A 6,592-nucleotide genomic window follows, 5' to 3' on the forward strand; every position below is an offset into this window, starting at 1 on the left:
TATCCCGCTAGCTATGCAGTTAAAGTATGGAAGTTCAAGGCTGGATTTGGCAATAAATTAACGCCAAAGTTTCAAGAGACACAAAATCACGCGCGGCAAAGCTGCATAAGGTTGCAAAATTTTCGGAACGTCGGTTGACCCCTTCAGGCTGCGACGCCTGTGCGTACACACCAAAGGCAGTTCGGAAATTCGGCGGAAGACGAACACAGGAACGGGGATCATGAGAGGAAGAGAATGCACTGACTCTTGGTTTCGGCCATCTTCCTGGCCCTCGCAGTGACTCAAGCTGCGACACAACACCTGTCTCTTTTTGCGGCAGGCAGTCTGAAGGCGGCGCTGTCACAGGTGTCACAAGACTACTGCGCGGCATATGGCACACCGCTCGCCACCCATTTTGGCGCGTCGGGCCTTCTGCGCGAGCGCATCGAAGCGGGAGACACGGCGCATGTTTTTGCCTCCGCGAACATGCGCCATCCGATGACGCTCGAATCCGCTGGCAAGGGCGGCCCGGTCGCTCTGTTCGCGCGCAATCGCCTGTGCGCGTTGGCCAGGCCAGAGGTGACTGTCTCGACCGAAACCCTGCTGGACGTCATGCTTGATGACGGCATCCGCCTTGGCACGTCGACACCCAAGGCCGACCCGTCCGGCGACTATGCCTTTGGACTGTTCGACAAATCCGGACATGCCGACGCACTCAGGGCAAAGGCGCTGCAATTGACCGGAGGACAGGATAGCGCCCGGCCACCGGATGAGCGCAACACCTATGCCTGGGTGCTCGACAGCGATCAGGCAGACGTTTTCCTGACCTATTCCACAAATGCGGTGCTGGCTCAAAACGAGCTGCCCGAATTGCAGATCGTTCAGGTGCCCGACGCCCTGACGGTTGGTGCGGATTACGGTTTGATCGTTCTGGACGATGCCCCACCCGAAGCATGGAAATTCGCGATGCACATTCTCTCACCCGCTGGCCAGGCGGTTCTGACCGATTACGGGTTCGACGCCCCTGCCCTGCCAAAAGGAGACTGACATGCGCCTGCTTCTTCTCATTCTGTCCATGCTGGCCCTGCCCGCCCAGGCGCGTAGCATCATCGACAGCGCCGGACGCAGTGTGGACATCCCGGAAGAGGTGAACACCGTCTTCGCCGCAGGTCCGCCGGCCTCCATACTTGTCTACATCATGAAGCCCGAAGCACTGACAGGCTGGCCCCGCGCGCTGCGACCCGAGGAGCGTGACTATATCGCAGAACCTTACCGCGACATTCCCGAAACAGGCCGTCTGACTGGGCGCGGAGGTGAGGCCAATCTTGAACGGGTGCTCGAGATCCAGCCCGATCTGATCATCGACTTCGGATCGGTCCGCGACACCTATATCGACCTCGCCAACCGGGTGCAGGACCAGACCGGCATCCCCTATATCCTGATCGACGGTCGGTTCGAGAACACGCCCGACGCGCTCCGGCTCATCGGTGAGGCGCTTGGCGTTCCCGAACGTGGCGAAGCCTTGGCGGCGGATGTGGAAACGACTTTCGGGCGGATCGACACCATTCTCGACGACATTCCGGAAGACGTGCGTCCGCGTGTGTATCTTGCCCGTGGTCCAGAAGGATTGGAGACCGGCATGAAGGGCTCGATCAACACCGAGATCATCGAACGTGCCGGTGGCCGGAACGTCGCCGACGATGGCGGCGCGACACGCGGCCTTGTACAGGCATCCATGGAACAGGTGATCGTCGCCAACCCGGACACGATCGTGACCTGGGATCCGAATTTCTATGGCAAGGTTTTTGACGACCCGCTCTGGCAGAGCATCGACGCGGTGCGCGACGGCCACGTTTACCTGTCACCGACCGCACCGTTCGGATGGATCGACCGGCCACCATCACTCAATCGCATGATGGGTCTGATCTGGATGGCGGGCCTTCTCTATCCCGACAAATGGAACGGCACCCTGCGCGAAGATACCCGCGCCTTCTACGAGCTTTATTATCATGTTGATCTGAGTGACGACGAACTGGAAAGGCTGCTGGAATGGGCCGAGGGACGACCGCCGATGTAGGCCTTAAACGGCTTGTTGTGACGCTGACCGGAGGGCTTGCACTATGTCTTGGGGCGCTGGCCTTTGGTGCAGTGATGATCGGGCCATATGGCTTGTCCCCTACGCAGACACTGGCCGCGCTGATGGGACAAGGTGATCCGCAGGCCCAGATCGTGGTCTGGAACATCCGCCTGCCGCGTGTTGCAGCTGCTTTGCTGGTTGGCGCGGCGCTTGCGGCGGCTGGCGCAAGTTACCAGGCGTTGTTCCGAAATCCGCTGGTCTCACCGGACATTCTCGGTGTGTCCGCAGGCGCCGGGCTTGGCGCGGTTGCCGGGATCTTCCTGTCGCTGCCCGTTGCGGCGATCCAGGCGTCGGCCTTCGTCGGCGGCATGGTGGCGGTCGGATTCGTCACACTGGTCGCTTCGATGGTTCGCAATACCGACAGCACGTTGACTTTGGTTCTGATCGGCGTGGTGATCGGCGCTCTGGCAGGGGCGGGGACGTCGCTTCTCAAGGTGATGGCCGACCCTTATGACCAGCTGCCTGCAATCACCTTCTGGCTTCTTGGGTCGCTGGCTGCGATCACGACCAAAGATATCCTGCCCGCGCTGCCCATGGTGCTTGTCGGGCTGGTGCCGCTGGCGCTCTTGCGCTGGCGCATCAACGTCCTGAGTCTTGGCGATGAAGAAGCCCGCGCTCTTGGGGTTGAGGTCGCGCGCACACGGTTCCTCGTCATAGCCGCAGCCACGCTCATCACCGCAAGTGTCACTGCACTGGCGGGTGTTGTCGGCTGGGTCGGCCTTGTCATCCCGCATATCGCGCGAATGCTTGTCGGCCCCGGTTTCGGAAGGCTGCTGCCGACATCGGCCCTCATTGGGGCAGGCTACCTGCTGATCGTCGATACCCTGGCGCGGACAATTGCGCAGGTCGAGGTGCCGCTCGGCATCCTGACCGCAGTGATCGGTGCGCCGTTCTTCGTCTGGCTGCTGGCCCGCGGTCGTAGAGGGTGGTCGTGATGCTGGAGGCCCGGAACCTTGCTATCGGCTACGGTGCGACCGAGATCGGCTCGGGACTAAACCTTTCCGTGACAGGCGGCGACATTCTTTGCCTTCTGGGTCCAAACGGATGCGGAAAGACCACCCTTTTCCGTACCCTCCTCGGGTTGCTTCCGGCGCTGGGAGGCACTGTTCTTTTGGGAGGATCGCCCATCGCAGCGCAAACCCGCGCCGAGATTGCCCGCCGGATCGCCTATGTGCCGCAGGCCCATGCGCCACCCTTTCCCTTTGACACGCTCGAGGTCGTGCTGATGGGAAGAACGGCGCGGCTTGGGGCGTTTGGTCAGCCCGGACGGAATGACCGGCAGGTTGCACTGAATGCGCTGGACCGCCTCGGCATTGCCGATCTTGCCTATCGCGACTACTCACGCCTGTCCGGGGGTCAGCGACAACTGGTTCTCATCGCGCGGGCTTTGGCACAGGAAGCCCCGCTGATCGTGATGGACGAGCCAACGGCAAGCCTGGATTTCGGCAATCAGGCCCAGGTTCTTTCGCAAGTCACAACTCTGGCGCATGAGGCGTCCAGTGACGGGCGCGGTGTGATCCTCTCCACGCACGATCCGGATCAGGCGTTTGCCTTGGACGCGTGTGTGCTGCTCATGAAAGACGGGGCGACCCGTGCGCATGGACACGCGAACGATGTTCTGACCGGAGCAAATCTGAGTGATGTCTACGGAATTCCGGTCTCTGTGGAAACGACAACATCTGGTCGAAAAGTCTGTCTGCCGTCGCTCGATGATCAACCTGCCCCGGTGATGACGTCGGATGTCCTGACGGTGGCGTAGGGCGTTCGATAACGGCACAGCCGGCACGTCAAGACGTGCGGACCTATGCTGTTCGAAACTCGACCTGTCTTGACCAGCGGTCTGTTCCCCGCAGCCCGTTACTTCAACCATTGATGCGAGAAAACCTGACCCATGGCTGCATTCTGGACTGGCCTGCGAAACGCCCATTTTCTTGCAAGGTTCAGTCGAACAATGCGTGCTGGACAGGGTCGGCATCAAAACGGTTAGCTAAATTCCATTTCGGCGACGACGACGAGCACAAAGACAGTATGACCCCGACCTACTCTGACAGGCTGTCCAGCAAGGGCATTTCCTGCAGCCGCATGGAGACAATGCAGGCAATGACGGCCATCCCCGCTGCGATCCAGAACACCGGATGCAGCGCTGACGAGAAGTCGGCAAACACTTCGCGTTGCGTTTGCAAAGGCAGGTGCGACACCAGTTCCGCGCTGATCGACCCAATGCCGTTCAGCGTTCCATCCGGCAGATCGCCATCGAGGTTTCTGGCCAGGTTCGCGCTGAACAAAGCGCCGAAGGCGGCTGTCCCGATTGATCCACCGATCAGACGGAACATGTTGGCGCTGGCCGTGCCAACGCCAAGCATATGTCTTGGAACATCGTTCTGGATTGCGGCAATTCCGATGGAAAACACTGGTCCCAATCCAAGACCAACCAGCACCATCGACAAGGCGACATGCCAGAGCGACGAACCTGCTGACAGTGTTGACAGCGACAACATCGCCAGAGCCAGAAGCGCGGTCGACAGAACCGGCATCCATTTGTAGCGCCCTGTTCGGCTCATAACCTGCCCGGCGCCTGCGGATGACGCGATCAAACCAGCCATCATCGGTGTCAGAAAAAGCCCCGACACCGAAGGCGATACACCCTGCACCACTTGCAGATAGAGCGGCATGAAAGTGATTGTGCCGAACATGGCCACCCCAACCATGAAGCCCACGGTATTGACGACCAGAAAGGTGTTGTTGGCAAACAGGCTCAGCGGCAACACCGGCTCTGCCGCGCGCCGCTCGACCACAATAAACGCCCCCAATGCGGCAAGTCCAAACGCTGTGAGGCCAATCAGCTCTGCACTGCTCCACGGCAGAACCGACCCACCGAGGTTCGACACCAGAACCGCAACCGAAAGGAACGTCGCCAGAAAAAAGGCGCCCGCGATATCAAGTTTGACTGCGGTTTCGCGTTTGACATTGGGAAGGGCGGAATGCAGCACGACGAGGGCCAGAATACCGATCGGGAAGTTGGCAAAAAAGATCCAATGCCAGCTTAACGCCTCGACGAGGAACCCGCCGACCAGTGGGCCGATCACTGTCGAAACGCCAAAGACAGCCCCAAGAAGCCCCTGTGCCTGCCCGCGCTGACGCGGCGGAAGCACGTCGGCCACCACCGCCATCGACACCACAATGAGACCACCGCCGCCAAGCCCCTGGATCGCACGCCCCGCAATAAGGACTCCCATCGACTGCGCCAAACCGGCCAATGTCGCCCCCACCAGGAACACGAAGATCCCAATCTGAACAACCAGTTTGCGACCGTACAGATCGCCCAGCTTGCCCGCGATCGGCGCGCCAATCGTCGACGCCAGAAGGTAGGCCGTGATCACCCAGGTCATGTGCTCCATACCGCCGAGGTCAGCAACCATGATCGGCATTGCCGTGGTGACAATGGTCTGGCCCAGAGACGCAAACAGGAGCGTCACCGCCACAGCGGCGAGGGCGATACGGGTCTGTGCGGATTTGGTCGCGACCTCATCCGTTTCTTGCGGTGTCATTGTGGACATATCACATCTCCGGCGGTCGCGGGCATCCAGCCGCCAGCGCACTTGCTCTTGTTGCTTGCACATATGTGCCAATGGCATATACATGTCAATAGCATGCATTTTCGGTGGGAGTGAGAGCTTGCCTGAGAACGAGGACAAACTGAAAAGGCATTTGGCCAGGGCCGGAATAGACGGCGACCTCAGTCAATCTGCATTGGAGCTCGACACGATTATGCAGCATTGGCGCCGCCGGGTGGTCAAGCGCGAACTGGGTCAACGGGCGCTCGCCGATCTTGAACTCGATCTGGACATGCCGTTGCTGGATGTGCTGATGGTTGTCTGGACTCCGGCGGAAGAATTCGATGAGGATCCTGTGTGCGAAGTCATGGTCTCGACCGTCGCCACGCGGCTCATGATCGACCCGTCGCGCGCCAGCAGATTGACGTCTGAACTGATCCGTCTCGGCCTTGTCCGTCGCGCAGTAAGTCAGGAAGACGCCCGTCGCGCTGTACTGGAACTCACGGACGAAGGCACCCGCATCGTCCACGCGGTGCGCCATTACAAGTTCCTGATCCTGGGCAATTTCCTGAAAGGCTGGACCGATCAAGAACTGACCGCCTTCATTCCACTCCTGGAGCGGTTTTCTGCGTGGTCCGAAGCGCCGGAAGATCCAAGCGAACAAATCGTCACCGAAATCGCCCACCTGCGCAAAAGCCTGGCTGACCCGAAGGTCTGAAGACTTTAAGCGCAAGCGCTTGTGGCGGTCAGCCCATACAGGACGGAAAAAAAGAAAGAGCCTCCGTCGGAGGCATTACGCTTATCATTGGTTGCGGGGGTAGGATTTGAACCTACGACCTTCAGGTTATGAGCCTGACGAGCTACCGGGCTGCTCCACCCCGCGCCAAGGAAAAGGTATCGTATTAGAGAGACACGTAATTTT

6 protein-coding genes and 1 tRNA gene are annotated in these 6,592 nt (G+C 59.9%); 5 read left to right on the top strand and 2 right to left on the bottom strand.

The window, feature by feature from the left end; all coding sequences use genetic code 11:
- Positions 1-246: 246 nt before the first annotated feature.
- From ACTIEN_RS15320 to ACTIEN_RS15335, 4 genes are read left to right on the top strand one after another with little or no spacing between them, the layout of a single operon-like run.
- Positions 247-1,026 (top strand): molybdate ABC transporter substrate-binding protein, encoded by a 780-nt coding sequence (locus ACTIEN_RS15320; protein ID WP_439524015.1) that lies wholly within the window; start codon positions 247-249, stop codon positions 1,024-1,026.
- Position 1,027: 1 nt separating this feature from the next.
- Entirely contained in the window at positions 1,028-2,056 is a 1,029-nt protein-coding gene (locus ACTIEN_RS15325) for an iron ABC transporter substrate-binding protein (protein ID WP_439524016.1), read from the top strand.
- Positions 2,029-3,051, top strand: a complete 1,023-nt coding sequence (locus tag ACTIEN_RS15330; protein WP_439524017.1) for a FecCD family ABC transporter permease — start codon at positions 2,029-2,031, stop codon at positions 3,049-3,051. Before ACTIEN_RS15325 ends, ACTIEN_RS15330 begins: the two co-directional genes overlap by 28 nt.
- Entirely contained in the window at positions 3,051-3,875 is an 825-nt protein-coding gene (locus ACTIEN_RS15335; protein WP_439524018.1) for an ABC transporter ATP-binding protein, read from the top strand. Before ACTIEN_RS15330 ends, ACTIEN_RS15335 begins: the two co-directional genes overlap by 1 nt.
- Before the next feature lie 280 nt (positions 3,876-4,155).
- Here the strand turns inward: ACTIEN_RS15335 and ACTIEN_RS15340 are convergent, their stop codons facing one another.
- On the bottom strand, positions 4,156-5,772 hold the full coding sequence (locus ACTIEN_RS15340; RefSeq protein ID WP_439524019.1) for an MDR family MFS transporter: 1,617 nt from the start codon (positions 5,770-5,772) through the stop codon (positions 4,156-4,158).
- 112 nt (positions 5,773-5,884) lie between these two features.
- Between ACTIEN_RS15340 and ACTIEN_RS15345 the strand changes: the two genes are divergently transcribed.
- A complete protein-coding gene (locus ACTIEN_RS15345; protein ID WP_439524020.1) occupies positions 5,885-6,388 on the top strand; it encodes a MarR family winged helix-turn-helix transcriptional regulator in 504 nt (167 codons plus the stop codon).
- 88 nt (positions 6,389-6,476) lie between these two features.
- Here ACTIEN_RS15345 and ACTIEN_RS15350 read toward each other — a convergent pair.
- Positions 6,477-6,553: transfer RNA gene (locus ACTIEN_RS15350), tRNA-Met, on the bottom strand.
- Positions 6,554-6,592: the final 39 nt, after the last annotated feature.

Origin of the sequence: Marivita sp., from assembly GCF_051859345.1 — a bacterium.
Classification (GTDB): Bacteria; Pseudomonadota; Alphaproteobacteria; order Rhodobacterales; family Rhodobacteraceae; genus Marivita.

What these genes read in the sequence shown, in the direction of transcription:
- ACTIEN_RS15325 (WP_439524016.1), top strand. Translation starts at nt 1,028, where the DNA reads ATGCGCCTGCTTCTTCTCATTCTGTCCATGCTGGCCCTGCCCGCCCAG.
- ACTIEN_RS15330 (WP_439524017.1), top strand. Translation starts at nt 2,029, where the DNA reads ATGGGCCGAGGGACGACCGCCGATGTAGGCCTTAAACGGCTTGTTGTG.
- ACTIEN_RS15335 (WP_439524018.1), top strand. Translation starts at nt 3,051, where the DNA reads ATGCTGGAGGCCCGGAACCTTGCTATCGGCTACGGTGCGACCGAGATC.
- ACTIEN_RS15340 (WP_439524019.1), bottom strand. Translation starts at nt 5,772, where the DNA reads ATGCATGCTATTGACATGTATATGCCATTGGCACATATGTGCAAGCAA.
- ACTIEN_RS15345 (WP_439524020.1), top strand. Translation starts at nt 5,885, where the DNA reads ATGCAGCATTGGCGCCGCCGGGTGGTCAAGCGCGAACTGGGTCAACGG.